This window comes from Bacteroides sp. AF39-11AC (assembly GCF_003474285.1).
Classification (GTDB): Bacteria; Bacteroidota; Bacteroidia; order Bacteroidales; family Bacteroidaceae; genus Bacteroides.
This window is the reverse complement of the sequence record NZ_QROH01000002.1, coordinates 436,238-459,234: the sequence shown is the minus strand read 5'-3', so window position 1 is coordinate 459,234 and position 22,997 is coordinate 436,238. Positions and strand designations below refer to the sequence as shown.

General features: G+C 41.5%; 15 protein-coding genes and 1 riboswitch. Of the genes, 11 read left to right on the top strand and 4 right to left on the bottom strand.

Annotated elements, in window-relative coordinates; all coding sequences use genetic code 11:
* Window positions 1-14 precede the first annotated feature (14 nt).
* The 3 genes from serS to rplU all read right to left on the bottom strand — a co-directional run bounded on the left by serS (window position 15) and on the right by rplU (window position 2,044).
* Window positions 15-1,289 (bottom strand): serine--tRNA ligase, encoded by a 1,275-nt coding sequence (serS, locus tag DW036_RS04510; RefSeq protein ID WP_118462038.1) that lies wholly within the window; start codon window positions 1,287-1,289, stop codon window positions 15-17.
* Window positions 1,290-1,433: 144 nt separating this feature from the next.
* A complete protein-coding gene (gene rpmA, locus DW036_RS04505) occupies window positions 1,434-1,703 on the bottom strand; it encodes a 50S ribosomal protein L27 (RefSeq protein WP_118461642.1) in 270 nt (89 codons plus the stop codon).
* 23 nt (window positions 1,704-1,726) lie between these two features.
* A complete protein-coding gene (rplU, locus tag DW036_RS04500; protein WP_007666485.1) occupies window positions 1,727-2,044 on the bottom strand; it encodes a 50S ribosomal protein L21 in 318 nt (105 codons plus the stop codon).
* A gap of 429 nt (window positions 2,045-2,473) precedes the next feature.
* A riboswitch (cobalamin riboswitch) is annotated at window positions 2,474-2,681 on the top strand.
* Window positions 2,682-2,800: 119 nt separating this feature from the next.
* On the opposite strand from rplU, the gene DW036_RS04495 reads away from it, so the two are divergent.
* The 4 genes from DW036_RS04495 to DW036_RS04480 are packed head-to-tail and all read left to right on the top strand — an operon-like array spanning window position 2,801 to window position 8,358.
* Window positions 2,801-3,973, top strand: a complete 1,173-nt coding sequence (locus DW036_RS04495; protein ID WP_118461640.1) for a DUF5074 domain-containing protein — start codon at window positions 2,801-2,803, stop codon at window positions 3,971-3,973.
* A 9-nt stretch (window positions 3,974-3,982) separates the two neighbouring features.
* Window positions 3,983-5,995: a TonB-dependent siderophore receptor gene (locus DW036_RS04490; RefSeq protein WP_118461638.1), complete on the top strand. Its 2,013-nt coding sequence runs from the start codon at window positions 3,983-3,985 to the stop codon at window positions 5,993-5,995.
* Window positions 5,996-6,019: 24 nt separating this feature from the next.
* Entirely contained in the window at window positions 6,020-7,372 is a 1,353-nt protein-coding gene (locus DW036_RS04485; RefSeq protein WP_118461636.1) for a DUF5074 domain-containing protein, read from the top strand.
* A 2-nt stretch (window positions 7,373-7,374) separates the two neighbouring features.
* Window positions 7,375-8,358 carry a PKD-like domain-containing protein gene (locus DW036_RS04480; RefSeq protein ID WP_118461634.1) on the top strand — a complete coding sequence of 328 codons (984 nt, stop codon included), beginning with the start codon at window positions 7,375-7,377 and terminating at the stop codon, window positions 8,356-8,358.
* Between the two features lie 101 nt (window positions 8,359-8,459).
* On the opposite strand, the gene DW036_RS04475 is transcribed toward DW036_RS04480, so the two are convergent.
* Window positions 8,460-10,514, bottom strand: coding sequence for an HAD-IA family hydrolase (locus DW036_RS04475; RefSeq protein WP_118461632.1), 2,055 nt, complete (start codon window positions 10,512-10,514; stop codon window positions 8,460-8,462).
* Window positions 10,515-10,651: 137 nt separating this feature from the next.
* Here DW036_RS04475 and DW036_RS04470 point away from each other — a divergent pair, with 137 nt between their 5' ends.
* From DW036_RS04470 to DW036_RS04440, 7 genes are all read left to right on the top strand, one after another.
* Window positions 10,652-12,886, top strand: a complete 2,235-nt coding sequence (locus DW036_RS04470; protein ID WP_118461630.1) for a GH92 family glycosyl hydrolase — start codon at window positions 10,652-10,654, stop codon at window positions 12,884-12,886.
* Between the two features lie 20 nt (window positions 12,887-12,906).
* Window positions 12,907-13,467 carry an RNA polymerase sigma-70 factor gene (locus DW036_RS04465; protein ID WP_022394495.1) on the top strand — a complete coding sequence of 187 codons (561 nt, stop codon included), beginning with the start codon at window positions 12,907-12,909 and terminating at the stop codon, window positions 13,465-13,467.
* A 31-nt stretch (window positions 13,468-13,498) separates the two neighbouring features.
* Entirely contained in the window at window positions 13,499-14,506 is a 1,008-nt protein-coding gene (locus tag DW036_RS04460; protein ID WP_118461628.1) for a FecR family protein, read from the top strand.
* 41 nt (window positions 14,507-14,547) lie between these two features.
* The gene (locus DW036_RS04455) at window positions 14,548-16,827 is read left to right on the top strand and encodes a GH92 family glycosyl hydrolase (RefSeq protein WP_118461626.1); all 2,280 of its coding nucleotides are present in this window, start codon (window positions 14,548-14,550) and stop codon (window positions 16,825-16,827) included.
* Window positions 16,828-17,017: 190 nt separating this feature from the next.
* The gene (locus DW036_RS04450) at window positions 17,018-20,362 is read left to right on the top strand and encodes a SusC/RagA family TonB-linked outer membrane protein (protein WP_118461624.1); all 3,345 of its coding nucleotides are present in this window, start codon (window positions 17,018-17,020) and stop codon (window positions 20,360-20,362) included.
* 21 nt (window positions 20,363-20,383) lie between these two features.
* On the top strand, window positions 20,384-21,961 hold the full coding sequence (locus tag DW036_RS04445; protein ID WP_007666457.1) for a RagB/SusD family nutrient uptake outer membrane protein: 1,578 nt from the start codon (window positions 20,384-20,386) through the stop codon (window positions 21,959-21,961).
* Between the two features lie 14 nt (window positions 21,962-21,975).
* Window positions 21,976-22,992 (top strand): glycoside hydrolase family 18, encoded by a 1,017-nt coding sequence (locus tag DW036_RS04440; protein WP_118461622.1) that lies wholly within the window; start codon window positions 21,976-21,978, stop codon window positions 22,990-22,992.
* The last annotated feature ends 5 nt before the right edge of the window (window positions 22,993-22,997 follow it).

Here is a 22,997-nt window from a genome sequence, read left to right as displayed (position 1 = left end):
TAGCGCAGTTATTTTTAGTCAATCATTTCAAAACCCGTATACGGCACCAGTGCCTTTGGAATACGGATACCTTCCGGTGTCTGATTATTTTCCAGTAAAGCGGCAACGATACGTGGCAATGCCAATGCAGATCCGTTCAATGTATGGCAAAGCTCTGTTTTCTTTTCTCCACTGCGGTAACGGCATTTCAAGCGATTAGCCTGATAAGTATCGAAGTTAGAAACGGAACTTACTTCCAGCCAACGCTTCTGTGCCTCAGAATAAACTTCGAAGTCGAAGCAAAGAGCGGCTGTAAAGCTCATATCACCGCCACACAGGCGAAGGATACGATATGGCAATTCCAGTTTCTGCAACAATCCTTCTACATGGTCCAACATCTCTTTGTGAGACTTTCTGGAATGTTCAGGCTTGTCAATTCGTACCAGTTCTACTTTAGAAAATTCGTGCAGACGATTCAAACCGCGCACATCTTTACCGTAAGATCCGGCTTCGCGACGGAAACACTGCGTGTAAGCACAGTTCTTGATAGGAAGTTGCTTTTCTTCCAGAATCACGTCGCGATAGATATTGGTTACAGGAACTTCAGCTGTCGGAATAAGATATAAATCGTCTACTTCACAATGGTACATCTGGCCTTCCTTATCGGGCAACTGGCCTGTTCCGTAACCGGAAGCTGCATTTACCACTGTCGGAGGCATGATTTCCAGATAGCCAGCCTTACGGGCTTCGTCCAGAAAGAAGTTGATCAGTGCGCGTTGCAACTGTGCACCTTTCCCTTTGTAAACAGGGAATCCGGCTCCTGTGATCTTTACGCCTAAGTCGAAGTCTATCAAATCATATTTCTTCGTCAGTTCCCAGTGAGGCAGTGCATCTTTGGGAAGTTCGGTTTCCATGCCCCCCATTTTCTCTACTACATTATCCTCGGCACCCACACCTTCGGGTACTTCATCATAAGGGATATTAGGAATTGTGTAGAGTAGATTCTGCATATCTTCAGCAGCCTGGTCCATTTCAGCTTGCAAAGTCTTGTTGCTTTCTTTTAGTTCGGCTACACGACTTTTGGCAGTTTCAGCTTCCTCTTTCTTTCCTTCCTTCATCAGTTGTCCGATAGATTTGGAAATAGAGTTCACTTCAGAGAGGTTATTATCTAATACAGACTGTGTGCTACGTCTTTTGTCGTTAAAGGCAATTACCTGGTCTATTGTCTCTTTAGCATTTTTGAAATGCTTCTTTTCCAGTCCGCGGATCACCGCGTCGGTGTTTTCTGTAATTTGTTTGATGGTAAGCATATCTTGATACTTTGTTTTGATTAAAATCTTGATTTGAGAGTACAAAGATAAGTAAAAAACAAATAAGGTGTTGTTTTTGCTATAAAAAGAAAGGGATGCAATCCATTGGATTACATCCCTTTTCTTTATTTCTTATTCTGAAACTTACGCTTCTGTGCCTTCAGCAGGAATAACAGATACATAACGTCTGTCTTCTCTACCTACTTTGAACTGTACAGTTCCATCTACTAAAGCGAAAAGAGTGTGGTCTTTACCCATGCCGATGTTATTACCCGGGTGGAATTCAGTACCTCTTTGACGAATGATGATGTTACCTGCTTTGCAAGCTTCGCCACCAAATATCTTAACGCCTAATCTCTTGCTCTGTGATTCGCGGCCGTTCTTAGAACTACCGACACCTTTTTTATGTGCCATTTCTTCTTACTGTTTTAAATTGATTAAGCTACTACTTCTGTAATTGTTAACTCTGTGAATTGTTGACGGTGACCGTTCAACTTGCGATGACCTTTTCTTCTTTTCTTGTGGAAGATAAGAACTTTATCACCTTTTACCAGGCTTGATACAATCTGGCAAACTACTTTTGCACCTTCTACAGTGGGAGCACCTACGGTGATAGCACCTTCTTTGTCTACCAAAAGAACTTTGTCAAATTCTACTGTTGTACCGTTTTCTGCATTCTGGATGTGGTGTACAAACAGCTTTTTGCCAGCTTCTGCTTTAAATTGCTGACCGTTGATTTCTACAATTGCGTACATTTCTTATATATAATGTATAAGTTAGCTCCGTCGGGTGGTCTCTAATCACTTAGAAAGCACTTTGTCGAACCCGGTGCGGAATAATCGGGCACAAAAGTACTTTTTTTATTTGGAACAGACAAACGTTTCTTCCTCTTTTTTCGAGTATTAGATTCGCGGAATCTATCAGAAGGGGATGTTTGCATGTCTGATTCATACCAACTCCGTGTCAAGGCCGTACCAACTCCGTATCAAGTCCAAGCGTATAGATACGGAGAAGACACGGAGTAAATAAGACTTAGATATGATGAATATACGGGGCCTATTCATAAAGTATTGAGTACTGAACCGGGCAAACTTATAAGAGAGAATAAAACATTAAGTTCATTTTCTCTTTTTTTAGAATATTCTTCCTTGCATGATTTATAATATCTATATTTGCGTCTGGATTTAAGAATCCGGCTTTCGGGTGCTTCGTGATATATCTTATCAAACGAGGTGAAAAGGGAATCAGGTGAAACTCCTGAACAGACCCACTGCTGTGAGCTTCATTAAACTTTTCGGATAAATTCTACACTTGTCCACTGTCTGTATAGGATGGGAAGGACTTCCGAAAGGGAAGCGAGTCAGAAGACCTGCCTGCAAAGTCTGCAATCTACAGTTTCGGGGGAAAAGAAACGTAAGAGATTCACATTGCTTCAACTCATATTGTTATAGATATGGGAGGTCATTGCTCGGACTTCGTACCTCGAAACATAACGAAAAATAATTGTGTGTATGCAGAAGAAACGCATTTTGAGGTTATGTTATGCAGTGCTAATAGTGTTATTATCCGCTTGCGAGTATGAGGATGATTTTCCTGCCGGAGTGGGCGAGGGTAATATCGAAGCTATTGTTTTGAACGAGGGAAGAATAGGTACGAATATGGGAGCTATATCCGTATTGTACCGTAACGGGATGGTGAGTCCCGATGTCTTTCGTGTTGTGAATAACCGACCGTTAGGGGATGTAGCACAATCTATTACGATGATTAATGGGAAGTACTTCATCGCTTTGAACAATTCTAAGAAAATCGAGATTGTAAATTCCAAGACTTTCGAATCCGAAGGTACGATACTTTATACACAGGCAGGATTACCGCGTCAGATTGTAGCTATATCGGATACCACTGCTATCGTTTCCGATCTTTTAAGTAACAATGTCTCCGGTGTTGATTTGCCCAGTCAGCTGGTACGAATCCGTACCGTACCTCCTTATGGCTCTCCCTTGGAATATATTGTTATCAGGAAATGGGTCGAATATATGGAAGTGGCTGATCATAAACTCTTTGGTATTACGGCAAAAGGGCTTTATGTGTTCGATTTGGACAATATAACTCTGGAAGGAAGCCGCATGATAGAAGAAGTCTATAATGAGGAAGTTACTAAAACCTGTAAATTGCTGAAAGACAAAAACGGTAAGATATGGGCTTTGATGAACGAACGCGATAAAGGAAAACCCACTGCTATTTTGTTGAAGTGTATTGATCCGCAGACGGAGAAGGTAGTGACTACTTACAGACTGCCTTTTGTCAGTAAGAATGAAGCTAAAGAAGGGGATGTAACCGGAACTATCAGCTATAATCGGACAGACATGGATGCTACTAAAACTCTGATTTATTTTAGTGTGCGAACCTGCAAACCGGGTCTTCCGAATGACTCACAACAAAGTATTTATACGTTGAACACGGATGATGGCACTTTTAAATTACATCGTCATGTGCCTGGAGTAGATATGATGTATGGTTGTGGAGTAAGTCCGCAAGGGGAAGTGTATATCTGCGACTGCCTGGACTATTCGGCACAGCGTGGCTATATTCGTCATTATAAAGAGAGTGGAAATGTTGAAAGTTACCGTGTTGGTATTTATCCCAATCAGGTCTATTTTCCTGAATTATCCGAAGTTCAATAATCTGAGTTTATGAGAAAACTGTTTTTCCTGATAGTTGCCGCATGTCTGCTGGTGACTGATGCGATAGCTCAGAAAAAGGATACGATTGCCTATGGTCTGAATCTGGATGAGGTGCAGATTGTAGCCCGTCGGATACGCCATGCCAATGAAGCAAATGCCGGTGCAAAAGTGACGCATCTTGAACCTGAATTGTTGCAAATCAATAAAACCCGTTCGTTTTCTGAGTTATTGACCGAAAATTCGGCTACTTACATTAAGAGTCTGGGTACGGGAGCATTATCTACAGCCTCTTTCCGTGGAGGAAGTGCTGCGCAAACCCGGGTCAACTGGAATGGAATCAACATCACGCCGCCGATGTCCGGAGTGTTTGACTTTTCGCAGTTCCCTGTCTTCTTTGCCGACAACGTGAACCTTTATTATGGAAGCAGTCATGTGAAGAGTGGTACCGGTGCTGTAGGTGGGAGTGTAAACATCTTCAATGATCCGGAGTGGGGAAAGGGGATTACAGGTAAATTCTTTGGAGAATATGGTTCTTATAACACATATACCGGAGGAGCACAGATTAATGTAAGCGGCAAACGGGTGGTTTCGAAAACGCGTTTGTTTTACCAACATTCGGATAATGACTATACTTATATAAATAAAGTACTTACTAATGAAGCTTTCCGTGAGAAGCGGCAGGATGCCAAATACTCACAATGGAGTGCGATGCAGGAAGGGTACTTTAAACTGAATCCATACGCACAACTGGCTGCTGTAGGTTGGATACAACAAGGGAAGCGTATGTTGCCCCAACCATTAGGCATTGTGGGAAAGACGCACGAACAGCAGAATGAAACGAATATTCGCGGGTATGTAGGGTTCGACTATGTGCGTGGCATCCATGAATTTCATGTAAAGGGTGCATGGCTTTATTATCGTCTGAAGTATGACAAATGGTTTGATGGTGGCTTGTTCGATCCGGAAGGCAATATCAACTCTTCGCAGACATGGCAGGGTGTTGCTGATTATTCGTGTGCACCTGTTGACGAGTTGGTATTGAATGCTACCCTTACCTATACACACGACTTGGTAAATGTGAGTAGTTACATTGATGTGGATTCCGCTAAGTACCTGATAGACGATGTATATTATAATATACCGGTACCCGAACCGCCATTGAAACATCATCGCAATGTTTTGTCGTTGCAAGCTTCGGCGAACTGGACATTATTGCCATGGTTACAACTACATGGGCAGTATATGTTCGAGCAGAATAATAGCCGGAACGTGTCTACATGGTCGGCTGGTTTTGCCACTAACTTTTTTGATAAGACTTTCTACGTAAAAGGTAGCATGTCGTATAATTATCGTTTTCCCAGTATGAACGATCTTTATTGGCGTCCCGGTGGAAATCCCGATGTGAAACCTGAAGACGGCTATTCTTACGATGCAGCTATCGGTTATAAGAATGATTTAACCTCCTGGATGACATTGAATGCAGAAGCATCCGGTTATCTGATGCATATTGACAATTGGATATTGTGGCTTCCAAAAGATGGCAACCAATGGATATGGACACCTCAAAACAAACGTAACGTTCTCTCGCTGGGAGCAGAGTTTACAGGCAAAATGGTGCTTAGTTTCGGGGATTTCAAAACTACACTTTCCGGTAATTTCAGTTGGGCGCGTTCGCGTACGCGGAAGAAGCAGCATGTGGATGATAACTCTTATATGCAGCAGATTCCTTATGTGCCCGAATTGAAATGGAATGCACGGCTGGCATTCGATTATAAAAAAGCCTTTTGTTCGTGGCAGACTACTTATATAGGTAAACGTTATGTCACAACTGATGAATCTTATTCAACCCGTCCTTATACGGTTCATAACTTATTAGTGGGTTATTTGTGGAAATTAGGGAACGGCATGCAGCTTACTTCACAAGTACGTGTGGATAACATTCTGAATACTTATTATGAATCGACACAATACTATCCGATGCCATTGCGTAATGTGCTGTGCTCGTTGATGTTTGAATTTTAGTTTTTAATTTTTTATATACTAACAATGAAGAAGAACATTATTTATTTTTTATCATGCCTTGTTCTTACGGTAGGACTGGTATCTTGTAGTGATGATGACAAAGAACCGTTGTCGCCTTTGACGGTTGTGATAGAAGGCACTGAAGCACAGGAAGTGGTACAGGGGGCAACTCTGAATCTAAAGGCTGTAGTAGAGGGAAGTTCTGAGGTGAAATACGTCTGGACATTGAATGGTAAGGAAGTCTCTACCACTTCTACTTATGATTTTACTGCGACGGATCTTGGAAAAAGTGAAATTCAACTGACTGTTTCAAATGCAGAGCAAGGTGAAGCAGCAGCTAAGTTAGACCTCGACGTGTATGGAAAGTACAAGTATGGAACCTTTATCCTGAACGAAGGCGCAGCCTGGGGAGGTGATAAAGGTGGCTACCTAATCTTTATAAGTCCGGAGGGAGAACTTGTGGAGAAGGCTTTCCAAAAAGAGAACAATGGAGCATGGTTAGGCAGTGTTCCGCAGGATGTGTTTATTGCCAACAATAAAATGTATATTGTATCTCAGAATGGAGGTAATGAGGGTGGTTTTTTGACGGTTGTCAATGCTGAAACATTGAAACTGGAAACTGCTTTTGGTGATGAATTGAAGGGGAAGATTGATTGGCCTACCCATGTGGCAGTGCTGAGTGATGATAATATATATCTGCGCGATAATGCTGGCATTAAGTTGTTTCATCCTTCTACGGGAGAGGCTACCCTTATAGAAGGAACGAAAGGAGCCAGAAAAAATACAATGGCAGTTGTTGGAGGAAAAGTTTTTGCTTCGCAAGACAAGAACCTTCTTGTTATAGAAACTGGAAAAGATAAAGTGTCGGCAACAGTTGAATTTGATGGTAAGATTTCAGGCGTCGTGAAATCATCAGATAATAACGTTTGGGTATCGGTAGCATCCGGTAAAATAGCTAAGGTAAGTGCTAAAGATTACTCAATTATAAAAGAAAACGATTTATCGTCGAATACAGATGCTACAAAAACGTTGTCAGCTTCATTTGCTGCTGCTCCCAGTATAACAGCTAAGGGAGATACATTGTATATGAGTGGTCTCGCTACTAAAATTTACCGTCATATTTTTAGTACTAATGAAACTAAACTGATGGTAGATGTTAAAGAGATGGTAGAAAATGCCAATATCGTTTATAATACAGTTACTGTTGATCCGGTAACGGAAGGAGTTTATTTCAATACGATAAAAGGATATGGAGATGTTGGTATCAATCAGATTAGTATATTCGATTTTAGTGGTACAACTCCTACACTGAGAGCTGCTTACAATGATTGTACAAAATATCCGGCTGGCGTCTTCTTCACTTCTAATTTTAGATAACTATGAAGAATAATATTATTTATTTTTTATCATGCCTTGTCCTTACTATAGGATTGGCATCTTGTAGTGACGATGATTCCAACGACAATGCTTTACTACTCTCAGTATCCATTGTCGATGGTGAAAAACAAGATGTTGCACTTGGAAAGTCCCTCACTTTGGAGGCGAAAGTGGAAAATGGTGAAAATGCTCGTTTTGAGTGGACGGTGGATGGTGAGAAGGTGTCAACTGAACTGAAGTATGTTTTTACTCCCACAAAGGCAGGCACTTACGACGTGAAGTTTGCAGCTTATAAGGATAAAGATGAAGCCTATGCTGCTGTACTGGTGAATGTATATGTGGCTTATGATGCTGTAAAGTCTATGAGTGATATTCAATTCTGGACAGGAGAGGGAGAATGTCAGTCTGCATTAGGCGTGCAATGGATAAATGGTGACAACTGGGAAGATCCGACACAGGATAATGTCCATTTCTTGAGTTGGGGATATCGTTGGAAAGAAAGTGACCAATCCACCGGATATCAGATGATCTTAGCAATAGCTAAAGCAGATCCTCGCTTCTTTGTTGTGATGGGGCCAGGATTTGGTGGTGATGACAGTCGGTCTATTCGTGGTTTTGGTTATGATGCCAATGGTGATGGTCGTTTTTCTATAAAGAATGAATCCATGTCTGTTACATATGATGCAAAGAATTTTACGGATGGTGTAATTTTTCTGAAAGATGATGTGACAGGAGACGGATTTGTGTCAACCGATCCTGCCGATTATTGGATGGGTGGTTGGTATGAGAATTATTGTTCGTATTATTTGGGTGATGATGGGAAAAATGTTCCGGAATCATTTGAATATTCTCCGTATATGGCAGACTTGCGCATATTAACTCAGAACAGTTGGGATGCTTGGACTTGTTCCTCAATCAATTCCGGTATGATGAATACTTATCCTTTTGCAGAATGGATGGTAGGAGCTCTTGCAAATCCCAAATAATAGATACGAATTGATTTTTCCTGAAATAAATAAAAGTTCTCTCATATCAATTGATAGAGAGGACTTTTATTATATAATTAAGTGGCCGGGTATTTTATGAATTATAAAAGCGGTTTTAGTATATAAACCGCCGCAACTATCAGGGCTACTACAATAATAGCAAAGATAATAAGCAGTATCAAACTGTAGAAGAACATCAGTATTGTAGTCCAGAAGCTTCTCCACCAAGTATATCCATACAGTTGCTTATAATCCAGACAGAAGAGAGCAAAGATGAATAGTATGGGCAATTCATATAAATCTCCTACCTGTGCACTACCGTTGAAAGGAAGCACTATGATACTGAGCAAGAGTATCTGGCAGGCAATATAAGCTTGTATAAATACATGTTCTGTCAGATTATAGCGCAGTTTGTTCTTTTTACGGCGGAAAGCCATGAGTGTTGCCAGCGCAAAGAGAGGTAATGTGGCGATAATACGGAATGCCTTGTTACCATGTCCCCAACTTTTCAGTAAGTTCCATACTTTTTCCAGAAAAGGTGTATTGTGAATGGCTTTTTCAAGCTTATTAAATACTGATGATCCACTTTCCAAAAGTTCATCTATGAGCTCGCCATCTTCATCGCCTTTTATTTGGAGGGTGATATTATCCTTTTTTAAAGAACTTTTTGCTTCCAGTGTTTTCAGTTCTTTATCCAGGCTTTCTATCGTTTTATTCAGGATATTTTGGGTAGTCGGATCTGTTGCTGCTTCTATCCGTTTTTGTAATTGTTCGCGTGTAGCAAGTATTTCTTGTCTTTGGACTTCCGGAGACTTTCCCTTTTTCTCTTTTAGAGCTTCAGGATCCACCAGTTGTACAGCCATGATGTAAAGGGCGGCAAGCACAAATAATGTCTGGAAGGGACGGAAGTATAAGATTCGTTTGCCGGCAATGAAGTCTCTGATCATATATCCCGGGCGGTAGAGCAAGTCCAGAAGGGTACGCCCGAAGCCATTATCAATATTGGTGAATCCTCCTAATATATTTCTGAATGCATTACTGAAACGGTAGCGGGGAGTATTCCGGCTTTGGCCGCAACGGTTGCAATAGCTACCTGTATAAACGGTATCACAATTCAGGCAGATGTTACTTTCCTCACTGATGGGCGGAATATCTTTTCCACGTACCATCTTGATATGCAAGGCTCGAAGGTACTTCTTACAGGGAGTCCACCAGGGGGATATAAGATCTAATACACGGTCCGGCAGAATCCTGCGTTTGGTAAGGATATACCAAAGCACCAGTATGAAAGACCACAGAAAAACATTACTGTCTTTTCCTTCTTCAAAAGATAACCATAGTAGCACTGCCAGGATTAGTATTTGCCAGATATTGATCATTTTCCTTTTGCGGGGAGTGGGGCGGGGAGCAATAACTGGAACGGAAGGTGAGTTGACAATCGGATGGGAGGATACTGTTACATCCGTACTCGGAGGTGTATCATCAGTCGACTGCTTATCATGAGTTGGTTGTTCATCCGCTTCCAACAGTTCTTCCAGTGAGTTCATAATTTTCCAATGCGGATATTTGCTTAATTCTTCGGCCGTGGTTACCCCATGGGTTACACCGGCAAAGTTCACACCGGCCGCTTTGGCTGTGGCAGCATCTACTGTACTATCGCCAATGTAGAGGGTTTCCGCTTTGGTGACGTGTAGCTGTTTGATGGCAAGTAGTAGTCCTTCGGGTGAAGGCTTGGCTGTTTGTACATCTTCTCCGCCAACGATGATATTGAAGAAACTGCCGGGGAAGTGCTGGTCGAGCATTTCCTTTATGCGGTAACGGTATTTGGTGGAGATGATGCCGATGAATGCGCCTGCATCTTTCAGTGCAAGCAGCACGGACTTGGTTTCCAGAAAGAGTACGGTGTTTATTGTCATGTGGGTATCTGCTTCCTTCCTGTATTCACTCTTAAAACCAGCCAGTTGGTCTTCATCCGTCACACCCGTCAGGATAGAGAAAGATTCTTCCAAAGTTTTTCCAATGGTGCGTTTAATATCTTCATCGGTTACATCTGTATAACCATGTTGATTGAGCACATTACGGAAACAGGTAACGATGCCGCGCGAGGAGTCTGCGAGCGTGTAGTCAAAGTCAAAGAGATAAGTCGTATAGCTCATTGTTGCTTTTTGTGGCAAAGTTATAAATTAATTGGAATTTTTAGGCTATATTTGTTCGTTCGATGAATTTATTTGGGAAACCGCTAAGTGTTTCCGGATGCTGAGTTGTTACATATGCACGTTAACTATGTAGTATTATGAAATTGTCAGAATTGTTTTTACTGGTTTTATTCCTTTTCTCCCTTTCAGCGTGTGTGTCCCAGCAATCGGATACGAAGAGTAAGTGCTATGCCACAGAGTATGTCAATCCCTTTATCGGTACGGATTTTACCGGGAATACGTATCCCGGAGCACAATCCCCGTTCGGTATGGTGCAGTTAAGTCCTGATAACGGGCTTCCGGGATGGGATCGCATCTCCGGTTATTTCTATCCGGATAGTACGATTGCAGGTTTTAGTCATACCCACCTTTCAGGTACCGGGGCAGGTGATTTATATGATATATCTTTTATGCCTGTTACTTTGCCCTATAAAGAAGCGGATGCTCCGTTAGGTATTCATTCTTTGTTTTCTCACTCTGAAGAAACTGCCAGTGCCGGATATTATCAGGTTCGGTTGAAAGACTATGATATCAATGTAGAGCTGACGGCAACCGAGCGTTGCGGTATTCAACGTTATACCTTTCCTGAAGCAGATGCTGCCATTTTCCTTAACTTGCGAAAGGCTATGAATTGGGATTTTACCAATGATACTTATATTGAGAGAATCGATTCTGTTACCATACAAGGGTATCGCTTTTCTGACGGTTGGGCACGCGATCAGCATATCTATTTTCGTACCCGCTTCTCTAAACCGTTTAAAGCAATGCAGTTGGATACTGCTGCTATTGTCAAGGATGGTGAACGGATTGGAACTTCTGCTATCGCCCGTTTTGATTTCCATACCGCTGCAGGAGAGCAGATTCTTGTAACCACTGCCATATCGGGTGTAAGCATGGAAGGTGCTGCCCGTAATCTTGCAGCCGAAACACCGGAGGATGATTTCGATAAATATCTGGCTGCTACCCGGAAAAGCTGGAATGAACAACTTTCTAAAATAGAAATCACATGCGATGATCCTGACGAGAAAGTCAAATTTTATACGGCTCTGTATCACTCTATGCTGGCACCGACTATTTATAATGATGTGGACGGTACCTATTACGGTCCCGATAAACAAGTGCATCAGGCAGATGGATGGACCAATTACAGTACTTTTTCATTGTGGGATACCTATCGTGCCGCTCATCCTCTTTACACTTATGTAGAACCGCAACGTGTGAATGATATGGTTCAGTCTTTTCTTGCTTTTTTTGAACAGAACGGACGTCTTCCGGTATGGAACTTCTATGGAAGTGAAACGGACATGATGATAGGCTATCATGCCGTACCGGTTATTGTGGATGCTTATCTGAAGGGAATAGGAAATTTTGATCCGAAGAAAGCTTTGGCAGCTTGTGTAGCTACAGCCAATATAGATGAATATCGCGGAATTGGATTGTATAAAAAGTATGGTTATGTACCTTATGATGTGACGGATCATTATAACTCAGAGAACTGGTCGCTTTCTAAAACTCTGGAATATGCTTACGATGATTATTGTATTGCCCGTATGGCAGAAAAGTTGGGTGAAAGGCAGATTGCAGATGAATTCTATAAACGTTCTCAAAACTATAAGAATGTATATAATCCCCAGACTTCTTTTATGCAGCCTCGTGATAATAAAGGAAACTTTATTCATCCTTTCAGTCCGGATGAGTATACTCCACATATTTGCGAAAGTAATGGTTGGCAATATTTCTGGTCTGTGCAGCAAGATGTCGATGGTTTGATTGGCTTGGTCGGAGGTACGGAGCGTTTTGCCCGGAAACTGGATAGTATGTTCACTTATAATCCTTCTGCGGATGAAGATTTGCCTATTTTCAGTACCGGAATGATTGGGCAGTATGCGCATGGAAATGAACCGAGTCATCATGTCATTTATTTGTTTAATGCTGTAGGGCAACCTTGGAAGACTCAGAAATATGCCGCTGAGGTGATGCATGAACTTTATAAGAATACGCCTGCCGGTTTATGCGGGAATGAGGATTGTGGTCAGATGTCTGCTTGGTACGTATTTAGCGCAATGGGATTCTATCCGGTAGATCCGGTTAGCGGCAGATATGAAATAGGTACCCCTATGTATCCTGAAATGAAAATGCATTTGAATAACGGCAAGACATTTACGGTATTAGCACCGGTTGTTAGTAAAGAAAATATATATATCCAGTCGGTGAAACTCGACGGGAAACCTTATGATAAAAGCTATATCACACATGAACAAATAATGAATGGCTCTGTCTTTGAATTTGAAATGGGGGATAAACCGGGGGCAGTGTGGTATGCGATAGAGTGATAAAATGAAGTTGTGGGATTATGGGTGATAACTTTGATTCAACTTATAAACTCCTTTTCCGTAAATACTATGCCAATCTGCTTTTCTATGCCACACGTATTGTGGGCGAGGAAGAAGCAGAGGACGTAGTACAAGATGTATTTGTGGAATTGTGGCGACGAAAAGATACAGTGACGGTGGGAGAGCAGATACAGGCATTTCTGTATCGGGCGGTGTATACCCGTGCTTTGAATGTTTTGAAGCACCGGGACATCAAGAATAGTTACGAAGCTGTCGTAACGGAAATTAATCAGAAGAGGGTTGAATTCTATCAGCCGGATAGTAATGATGTCGTGAAAAGGATAGAGGATCGTGAGCTTAGAAGAGAACTTTCCGAAGCCATTAATGAACTGCCGGATAAATGCAAGATGGTTTTCAAACTCAGTTATCTGCATGATATGAAGAACAAAGAAATTGCAGAAACAATGGGAATATCGTTGCGGACGGTAGAAGCTCACATGTATAAAGCTTTGAAGTTCCTGCGTGAAAGATTGGGCTACCTGAACTTTATGTTAGTCCTGTTTTTATTGAATAAGGTATAAGTGTTTTTGTCGAAACGATTGTTTTATTAGTATGATGAAGGAAGGAAGAAATAAGTTGAATGAAGAATTACTGGCCAAATTCCTTATGGGTGAATGTTCTGAAGAAGAACTCTGTGAGGTGAACGCTTGGCTGAACGAGTCGGACGATAATGCGCGTGAACTGTTCAGGATAGAGGAAATATATCATCTGGGAAAGAGTGGCGATTCTACTGATGAGAAAAAAATAGAAAAAGCAGAAAAGCTGTTATTCAAACGGTTGGCACAGGAAGAAGCTGAGCAGTTCAAGGTGCGTAGAATGCATACTTGGATGAAGTATGCTGCTATGTTCATAGGAATTTTCCTTGTATCCGGTTTGAGTTATCATATCTATCAGTCTCAAAGTGAAGAACAGTTAGTGGCTGTTGTAGCCCGGGATGAGGTGAAGGAGTTAATGCTGCCCGATGGCACTAAAGTTTGGTTGAATAAGCACACGACCTTGAAGTACCCGCGTGAGTTTTCTGAAAAGGGAAGAAATGTGTATATGGAGGGAGAGGGCTATTTTGAAGTAAAGAGAAACGTAGAAAAGCCTTTTATTGTGCGAAGTGAAGCCATGCAGGTCAGAGTGCTGGGTACGGTCTTTAACTTGAAGAGTGATAAGATGAACCGTTCGGCAGTAGCTACACTGATTAAGGGAGAGATTGAGGTGAAGGGCAATCACAATGAGGGTATGATTGTGTTGGCCCCGGGGCAAAAAGCCGAATTGAATGCTGTAACTCGTCGTCTGGTAGTGAAGCAAGTGGATACAGGTATTGAGAATTGGCATAATAATCAGTTTGTCTTTGAAAATGCCGATATATTTACGATTGCCCGTACTTTAGAGAACTCTTATGGAGTGAAGATTATTCTGGCGCCTGATATGGATGCTACTAAAACATATTCGGGTACACTGAAGAAGAAAAACACTGTGGAGGAAATCCTGAATTTGATTAAAAGTACAAATGCAATACCTATTGAATATAAAATTGTAGGAAATAGTGTATTTTTGTCTCCCAAAAAATAAAAGGAAACTTTTGAAATATATAATCTTATAAATATAATAGTATGAGAAAGCTGCTTTTATCAATGTGCTTTTTGGGCTGTGCTCTCTGGGCGCAGGCTAAAGATTTAACACAATACGTTAACCCGCTGATGGGTACGTTATCCAGTTTCGAACTATCTACAGGTAATACATACCCTGCTATTGCACGTCCATGGGGTATGAATTTCTGGACTCCTCAAACAGGGAAAATGGGAGATGGTTGGCAGTATGTATATACAGCCCATAAAATTCGTGGTTTTAAACAAACCCACCAACCCAGTCCTTGGATTAATGATTACGGTCAGTTTTCTATCATGCCGGTAGTAGGCAAACCCGAATTTAATGAAGATAAACGTGCCAGCTGGTTCTCTCATAAAGGAGAAGTTGCATTGCCTCACTATTATAAGGTGTATCTTGCCGAACACGATGTCGTGACAGAGTTTACTCCCACTGAACGTGCTGTTTTGTTCCGTTTTACTTTTCCGGAGAATGAACATTCATATATTGTAGTGGATGCTTTCGACAAAGGCTCTTATATTAAAATTATTCCTGAACAAAATAAGATTATCGGATACACAACCCGTAACAGTGGTGGAGTGCCCGATAATTTCAAAAATTACTTTGTTATTGAGTTCGACAAGCCTTTCACTTATCAGGCTTCTGTTGCCGATGGCGTTTTGACAGAGAATCAAAAAGAACAGAAGACCGGACATGCAGGTGCAATTATTGGTTTTAAAACCCGTAAAGGAGAAATCGTGCATGCTCGTGTAGCCTCTTCCTTTATCGGTTTTGAGCAGGCAGACAGAAACTTGAAAGAGCTTGGGAACGATAGTTTTGATACTTTGGTTCAGAAAGGGCAAGATGCCTGGAACGAGGCATTGGGTAAAATAGAAGTGGATGGTGGTAATCTTGATCAGTATCGTACTTTTTATTCTTGTCTGTATCGTTCGGTACTTTTCCCCCGTGCTTTTTATGAATTTGATGAGGCGGGCAATCCTGTTCATTATAGTCCTTACAATGGTCAGGTATTACCTGGATATATGTATACGGATACCGGCTTCTGGGATACTTTCCGTTGCTTGTTCCCTTTCCTCAATCTGATGTATCCTTCGGTAAACAAACAAATCCAGGAAGGTCTCGTCAATACATATAAGGAAAGCGGTTTCTTCCCTGAATGGGCTAGCCCGGGACATCGTGGTTGCATGATTGGTAACAACTCTGCTTCTGTACTGGCTGATGCCTATCTGAAAGGGGTTAAAGTGGATGATGTGGTTACCTTGTATGAAGGACTTATCCATGGCACAAAGAATGTACATCCGGAAGTTTCTTCTACCGGGCGTCTCGGTCATGAATATTATAATGAATTAGGTTATGTTCCTTATGACGTAAAGATCAATGAGAATGCTGCCCGTACTCTGGAATATGCTTATGATGACTGGTGTATCTATCAGATGGCAAAAGCGTTGGATCGCCCGAAGAAAGAGCAGAAGCTTTTTGCCAATCGTGCCATGAACTATAAGAACGTGTTCGATAAGGAAAGCCTGTTGATGCGTGGACGTAATAAAGATGGGCAGTTCCAGGCACCTTTCTCTCCTTTGAAATGGGGAGATGCCTTTACAGAAGGAAACAGTTGGCATTACTCTTGGTCTGTTTTCCACGATCCGCAAGGTTTGATCGATTTAATGGGTGGTGAAAAAGTATTTGTCGAAATGTTGGATTCTGTGTTTATTGTTCCTCCTATCTTCGATGACAGCTATTATGGACAGGTGATCCATGAAATACGTGAAATGACAGTGATGAACATGGGTAACTATGCGCATGGTAACCAGCCTATACAGCACATGATTTACATGTACAATTATGCCGGACAGCCTTGGAAAGCTCAATATTGGTTGCGTCAGGTGATGAACCGTATGTATACCCCCGGTCCTGATGGGTATTGTGGAGATGAAGACAACGGACAGACTTCTGCCTGGTATGTATTCTCTGCATTAGGCTTCTATCCGGTTTGCCCGGGAACCGATGAATATGTTCTCGGTGCTCCTTTGTTCAAGAAAGCTACGCTTCATCTGGAGAATGGTCGTTCATTGGTCATTGATGCAGCAAATAATAGTTCTGAAAATATGTATATTGAATCGCTTCGTCTGGATGGAAATGAATATACGAAGAATTATGTGAAACATGAAGACCTGTTGAAGGGTGGTGTCCTGAAATTTGATATGGGTAACAAGCCCAACTTGCAGAGAGGAATACATCCGGAAGATTATCCATATTCTTTCTCTAATGAAATAAAAAAGAAGTAAGGACTGAAGTTAATAATGTAAGAAAGAAGGGAATAGGAATTAAAACTATTCCCTTTTTTGTTTTAATGAAAAAAAATATCATTTTGTAGTAAGTGTATTTTTAGCGACTGTTGTTTTATATATGAAAGTCGGGAGAAAGGGTCTCCTGGCAGATTAAAATTAACCAATGTGTAACCTTTAAACTTTGTTTATGGACAACAATCATGCTTTTCAAAGTTCGAAATTTCTACGGGCTTTATTAGTCTTGTTCTTCATGACTGTATCAATCCAGTGGACTTTTGCCCAACTGAATTTGAACATGTCTCGCACGACATTAGGTACGGTCATCGAACAAATCAAAACTCAATCCAAGTATCAATTTTTTTATGACGACAAACTTGCTGCTACGGCAGTGGAAAAAGTCGATGTGAAGAATGCATCTATCGAAGATGCCTTGACTGCTATTCTTAAAGGGAAAAATATTTCTTTTAAAGTAGAAGATAACATCGTTTATCTTTCAGAGAAGTCTCAATCAGGACAAGAAGGTACCCAACAAGGAAAAGAACGTACGATAACTGGTCAGGTATCAGACGATATGGGACCTCTGATCGGTGTCAATGTATTGGTGAAAGGTACCAGTGTTGGTTGTATCACCGATTTTGACGGTAATTTTACGCTGACCACAACCGAAGCAAATCCTGTAATTCAATTCTCTTATGTCGGTTATAAAACACAGGAGATTGCAGCAAATGAACAGAGTGTTATCAATCTGATGATGGAGAGCGATTCTCAACTGGTAGAAGAGGTGGTTGTAACGGCCTTGGGTATTAAACGTGCCACTAAAGCATTGAGTTACAATGTTCAGGAAATCAAGAGTGATGAACTGACCAGAGTGAAAGATGCTAACCTTGTAAATTCTTTGTCAGGTAAAGTGGCAGGTGTTACCATTAATGCCAGTTCCTCCGGTGTAGGTGGCGCCAGTAAAGTAGTGATGCGTGGTACGAAAGGTATTGACCAGTCCAGCAATGCTCTTTATGTGATCGATGGTGTACCTATGTTCAATCTTTCCGGTGAAGGTGGTCAGGAATTTGATTCTAAAGGTTCTTCAGAAGCGATTGCAGATATAAATCCGGAAGACATCGAATCTATGTCTGTACTGACGGGGGCTGCCGCTGCCGCTTTGTATGGTAGTCACGCTGCCAATGGTGCTATTGTTATTACGACTAAGAAAGGCAAGGAAGGACGTCTGAGTTTGACTGTATCACAGAATACTGAATTCCTCCGCCCGTTTGTTACTCCTAATTTTCAGAATTCCTATGGTACAGGCGATCTTCTGTCCAGTGCAGGTTCTGTAGAAAAAAGCTGGGGTAATAAATTGAACCCTTCCAATTACATGGGATATAATCCGATCAATGACTTTCTGAGAACAGGTGTGGTAGCTACCGAGACTGTTTCTTTATCTACAGGTACGGAAAAGAATCAGACCTACTTCTCTGCGAGTGCTGTGAATTCTGTCGGTATGGTTCCGAATAACGATTATGACCGTTATAACTTTACTTTCCGCAACACTACTTCTTTCCTGAATGATAAGATGACACTGGATGTAAGTGCTTCTTATATCAAACAGAAAGACCAGAACATGGTGAATCAGGGTACTTACTCTAATCCGTTGGTTACAGCTTATTTGTTCCCTCGTGGTGACGACTGGAATGAGATTAAGATGTACGAACGCTGGGATACTTCCCGTAACATTTATACACAATATTGGCCACAGGGCATCGATACTTTTACAGGACAAAATCCGTACTGGATTGCTTACCGTAACCTGCGTGAGAATAATAAGGACCGTTATATGCTGAGCGGTAGCTTGAGCTATAAGATTTTAGATTGGTTGAGTGTATCGGGCCGTGTGCGTGTGGATAACTCTGCAAGTACTTATACGGAAAAGCTTTATGCTACGAGTAATACTACATTGACCGAAGGCTCTAACAACGGTTTGTATGGTATTTCTAATACGAATGACAAGCAAACTTATGCTGATATCATGTTGAACATCAATAAAAACTTTGGTGAAAATCTTACTTTCCAGGCTAATATTGGTGCTTCTTTATCGGATATGCAACAAGATGTACTGCAAAATCGTGGTCCTATCAGTGAAGACGGCATTCCTAATGTTTTCAATGTATTCCAGTTGGATGACAGTAAGACGAAACGTACACAGTCAGGTTTTCATGATCAGACTCAGTCAGTTTTTGCCAGTCTTGAAGTAGGATATAAGAGTACTTATTACCTGACTTTGACCGGACGTTCTGACTGGCCTTCACAATTGGCAGGTCCTAACTCTACTCAGAGTGCATTCCTTTATCCTTCAGTCGGTGGTTCTGTTATCTTGTCCGAGTTACTGAAATTGCCACAACAGATTTCTTTCCTGAAGGTACGTGGCTCATTTGCATCTGTGGGGCTTCCTTTCCCGCGTTTCCTGGCCAACCCTACTTATTCATGGGATAACTCCAATAAGGTTTGGCAATCCAAACGTAACTATCCGATGTATAATCTGAAACCGGAAAGAACGGATTCATGGGAAGTAGGTCTTACTGCCCGTTTCCTGAATCATTTTAATCTGGATTTGGCTCTGTATACTACTAAAACTTATAATCAGACGTTTGACCCTAAGATTTCCGTATCTTCCGGTTACTCAACATTGTATGTGCAGACGGGTAGCGTACGAAATAAGGGTATTGAATTAGGATTAGGCTACTCTAATGAATGGGGTAAATTTAAATGGTCCAGCAATTACGTATTCAGTACCAATAAGAATGAGATTCTTGAACTGCTGGAAAACTATGTACATCCTGAAACCGGAACTGTCATCACTAAAGAACGCTTGGATGTAGGTGGTATGGGACAGGCTCGTTTCATTCTGAAGAAAGGTGGTTCTCTGGGGGATCTCTATTCTACTGCCGACCTGCAACGTGATAGTAACGGCAATATTCTGGTAGATCAGAATGGTAGTGTGACTGCTAACTATAATGCAGAAGATATTAAATTGGGTAGCGTATTTGCAAAATGCAATATGTCGTGGAGAAACGATTTTAGCTGGAAGAACCTGAATTTTGGTTTCATGCTCTCTGCACGTATCGGTGGTATTGTTTACTCTGCTACACAGGCTGCTATGGATATGTATGGTGTTTCAGAGTCAACAGAAACTGCGCGTAATCAAGGTGGTGTTTATGTGAATGGAACGGACTTGGTAAATGCACAGAAATGGTATACTACTATCGGTTCTCAGTCTGGTATTCCACAATATTACACTTACAGTGCTACCAACCTGCGTCTCCAGGAGGCTAGTGTCGGTTATACTATTCCAAGAGATAAGCTTTGGAATGTGGCTGACGTGACCGTATCTCTGGTAGGCCGTAACTTACTGATGCTTTATTGTAAAGCTCCGTTTGATCCGGAAGCAGTAGCTTCTACCGGTAACTACTATCAGGGTATTGACAACTTTATGACGCCGAGTGCACGTAGCTTAGGATTCAATGTAAGATTTAAGTTCTAACAGATTAAAGAAAGAAAAACAATGAGAAAATCAATTATAAAATTCGCTTTATGCGGTGGAATGTTAGCTGGCATGTTGGCATCTTGCACAGGTGATTATATGGATTATAATACTAATCCGTATGAAGCAACCAAAGACCAGATGGATCGTGATGCCTACTTGACCCGTTCGGCATTGACAGGTATGCAGGGATATGTCATCCCTACGGATGTACTTCTTAATCAGTTTCTGGAGGCCCTTCTGGGCGGACCTTACGGTGGCTATCTGGCGGAATCCAATTCCGGTTTCACGAACCGTTTCTCCAACTACAACCAATCTCAGGACTGGGTAGGTAAATTATATAAAGATGTTATTCCTAATGTGTATGCTAACTATGCACAGTTGGAAGCTGCAACAGAAGACCCCGTTTATTTGTCAGTAGGAAAAGTTGTAAAGGTAGCAGCTATCTTGCGTGTTACAGATGGATACGGTCCTATTCCTTATTCCCAGTTGGGAGCAAATGGTGACCTGACTGCTCCGCTGGATACTCAGAAGAAAGTTTATGAGACTATGTTGAATGAACTGGATGAGGCAGTGACTGCATTATTGCCACATCGTACGGAGACTTTTTCATCCAAAGCTGATAAGGTTTATAGTGGTAAAGTGGAAAACTGGATAAAACTAGCGAATTCTTTGAAATTGCGTATGGCTATGCGTATGGTATATGTAGATTCTACTACAGCGCAAGCTAAAGCGGTGGAAGCCGTTGACTCAGAAAGAGGAGGTGTGTTTACATCGAATGATGATAATGCAACCATTCAGGCTACTACTAATCCATTCAGAGTTATTATGTACGAATATAATGGTGGTGACTCTCGTATTGCGGCAGATATTACTGCTTATATGAATGGCTACAAAGATCCTCGTCGTGAAAAATATTTTGTAGAATCTACCTTTACGACAGCCGATGGAGTGAAGAACGGTTATCATGGTATTCGTTTAGGAACTGAACCGCTTCCGAGTGAAACAGCTCATAAGTATTCTAACATGAATGTTGAAGCCAATACGAAACTTGTTTGGATGACTGCTGCTGAAGTTGCCTTCCTGCGTGCCGAAGGTGCATTGCGTGGTTGGAACATGGGTGGAACTGCAGAAAGTTTTTATAAGAAAGGCGTAGAGTTATCATTCAGCCAATGGGGGGCTTCCGGTGCGGATGCTTATCTGGAAGATGGTAGTAGTTTGCCCGATCTGTATAAAGATCCTCTGGGAACTTATAGTTATAACGGTTCTCAGCCGACTATTACGATTAAGTATGATAATAGTGCCGTCTTTGAAACAAATCTGGAACGTATAATTACTCAGAAATGGATCGCCATATTCCCGTTGGGTAACGAAGCATGGGCTGAATTCCGTCGTACGGGTTACCCACGCTTGATGACTGCTGCCGTTAATAAAAACAAGGCGGAAGTTCCCGAAGGTACTTTCCCACGCCGCTTGCCTTATCCGCAGGATGAGTACAAGGACAATGGTACGAATGTGCAGAATGCTCTGCAAGATTTGAAACCTGCGAATGATAGAATGTCTTCCAAAGTATGGTGGGACTGCAACCCTAACATCTAATAAAGAAAAGAATTATGAAAAATAAAATGAAAAATATATTCATCGTGGCTTCCTGCTTCGCTGCCATAACCTGTTTCAGCGCATGCGACGACTGGACGGAAGTAGAGAATGTGAATATCAATACTCCCGGAATAGAGGAACAAGATCCGGCTGCGTATGCCAAATATCTGCAAAATTTGGTAGCCTATAAAAATTCGGACCATAAGGTTGTATATGCCTGGTTCGACAATAGCGAGAAAACACCGTTCAGTCGTGGACAGCATATCTCTGATACTCCTGACAGTTTGGACGTAATTTCAATGATGTACCCGGCGGAACTAGCTGAGTTTGAATTAGTTGATATGAAAACTGTACATGCTAAGGGTACCAAAGTGGTATATACTATCAGTTTTGATAAGATTCAAAAAGAATATACTGAAAAAGTAAAGGAAGGTACGGAAACCGGATCCTTCGATACTTATCTGAAGTCAGAAATGGACAAACAGATTGGTTATGCAGGGAGTTTCGATGGTATGATTACTGAATATAAGGGAAATAATCCTATTTATATGTCTGCCGAACAAAAAGCGGAGGCAAAGAAATATCAGGATATTTTTTTCAGTGCTGTTTCAACCTGGAAAACAGCTAATGCGGATAAGTTGCTGACATTTCAGGGATATCCGGAAAATCTGATTGAGCAGACCGTTTTGACTAATTGTAAGCACATCATCCTGGCTACGGATAATGTAACGGATGATGCACAGTTGTCGGTATTTGCCCGTTTGGCCATGGCTGCTGCAGGTGTTCCGACTGATCGTTTCGTAGTTGCAGTTTCTACAGCTTCACTGGATGCATCTGATAAGCAAACCGGGTTCTACGGTACCGACCGGGCACTTACGGAAGCAGCTTATTGGACTACAGAACCATCAGATGGCTATACCCGTGCCGGATTGGCTATCTATAATGTTCAGAATGACTATTACAATGCTACTAACACATACCAGTATGTGAAAGAGGCTATTAATATTATGAACCCTGCTCCTAAAAAATAAATCAA

Excerpts from the sequence above, each read along its gene's own strand:
- serS (WP_118462038.1), bottom strand. The coding sequence starts at position 1,289 with ATGCTTACCATCAAACAAATTACAGAAAACACCGACGCGGTGATCCGC.
- rpmA (WP_118461642.1), bottom strand. The coding sequence starts at position 1,703 with ATGGCACATAAAAAAGGTGTCGGTAGTTCTAAGAACGGCCGCGAATCA.
- rplU (WP_007666485.1), bottom strand. The coding sequence starts at position 2,044 with ATGTACGCAATTGTAGAAATCAACGGTCAGCAATTTAAAGCAGAAGCT.
- DW036_RS04495 (WP_118461640.1), top strand. The coding sequence starts at position 2,801 with ATGCAGAAGAAACGCATTTTGAGGTTATGTTATGCAGTGCTAATAGTG.
- DW036_RS04490 (WP_118461638.1), top strand. The coding sequence starts at position 3,983 with ATGAGAAAACTGTTTTTCCTGATAGTTGCCGCATGTCTGCTGGTGACT.
- DW036_RS04485 (WP_118461636.1), top strand. The coding sequence starts at position 6,020 with ATGAAGAAGAACATTATTTATTTTTTATCATGCCTTGTTCTTACGGTA.
- DW036_RS04480 (WP_118461634.1), top strand. The coding sequence starts at position 7,375 with ATGAAGAATAATATTATTTATTTTTTATCATGCCTTGTCCTTACTATA.
- DW036_RS04475 (WP_118461632.1), bottom strand. The coding sequence starts at position 10,514 with ATGAGCTATACGACTTATCTCTTTGACTTTGACTACACGCTCGCAGAC.
- DW036_RS04470 (WP_118461630.1), top strand. The coding sequence starts at position 10,652 with ATGAAATTGTCAGAATTGTTTTTACTGGTTTTATTCCTTTTCTCCCTT.
- DW036_RS04465 (WP_022394495.1), top strand. The coding sequence starts at position 12,907 with ATGGGTGATAACTTTGATTCAACTTATAAACTCCTTTTCCGTAAATAC.
- DW036_RS04460 (WP_118461628.1), top strand. The coding sequence starts at position 13,499 with ATGATGAAGGAAGGAAGAAATAAGTTGAATGAAGAATTACTGGCCAAA.
- DW036_RS04455 (WP_118461626.1), top strand. The coding sequence starts at position 14,548 with ATGAGAAAGCTGCTTTTATCAATGTGCTTTTTGGGCTGTGCTCTCTGG.
- DW036_RS04450 (WP_118461624.1), top strand. The coding sequence starts at position 17,018 with ATGGACAACAATCATGCTTTTCAAAGTTCGAAATTTCTACGGGCTTTA.
- DW036_RS04445 (WP_007666457.1), top strand. The coding sequence starts at position 20,384 with ATGAGAAAATCAATTATAAAATTCGCTTTATGCGGTGGAATGTTAGCT.
- DW036_RS04440 (WP_118461622.1), top strand. The coding sequence starts at position 21,976 with ATGAAAAATAAAATGAAAAATATATTCATCGTGGCTTCCTGCTTCGCT.